The organism is Ileibacterium valens (assembly GCF_001945525.1).
GTDB lineage: Bacteria > Bacillota_I > Bacilli_A > Erysipelotrichales > Erysipelotrichaceae > Ileibacterium > Ileibacterium valens.
In genome coordinates this window covers 1-698 of the sequence record NZ_MPJW01000137.1, presented here as the reverse complement: position 1 = coordinate 698, position 698 = coordinate 1, and the positions used below count along the sequence as shown (strand labels likewise).

The window sequence follows — 698 nt, the reverse complement described above, 5'->3', positions numbered from 1 at the left end:
ACTGCACGATGATTTTGCGCAGGTATCTGTCCGGCTGCTTCGATATGCCGTCTACGAAGATCTCGCTGACGGACGCAACAGCTTTTCAAAAACGGATCCGGATGCGACCTTCATGCACATGAAATATGACTACTATAACCACACCAATGTTTTCAAACCCGGCTACAATATTCAGCTTGGAGTCAGCAGCGGCTATATCCGGACAGTGTATGTTTCCCAGAACTGCAACGATATCCATGACTTCATTCCTGCCATCGAGACCTACTGTGAGCAGTATGGAAAATACCCGAAAATGGTTCCGGCAGATGCGGGATACGGAAGCTTTGAGAATTATTCCTGGTGCGAAGAGCATGGCATCGAACTGATGATGAAATATTCCGGACAGAACAAGGAGCAGCAGAAGATTACAGACAAAAACAGGTTCAGATCCTGGGCTTTCGGCCGTACCGAAGAAGGTGTGCCAGTCTGTCCTGCCGGTCATATCATGGAATGGAAACGGACAGGCGTATCGAATGCAGGACTTTATCAGCGGAAGACAGATTACTATGGATGCAGCCATTGCCGGGAGTGTCGTATTTGTTAGTTTAAAAGTGGCTACTTTTTGACGAATATCGGTTGAAAAGTTGCCACTATTTTTGTATCTTCTGCTCCTTAATCTGAGGAGAACAGGAGGTACCGGAAAGGTGATCAATTACATG

At 46.6% G+C, this 698-nt stretch carries 1 protein-coding gene; it reads left to right on the top strand.

Annotation, left to right across the window (positions count from 1 at the left end; translation table 11 throughout):
* On the top strand, window positions 1–583 hold a 583-nt coding region (locus BO222_RS06905; RefSeq protein ID WP_158024572.1), incomplete at its 5' end, for a transposase.
* Between the last annotated feature and the right edge of the window lie 115 nt (window positions 584–698).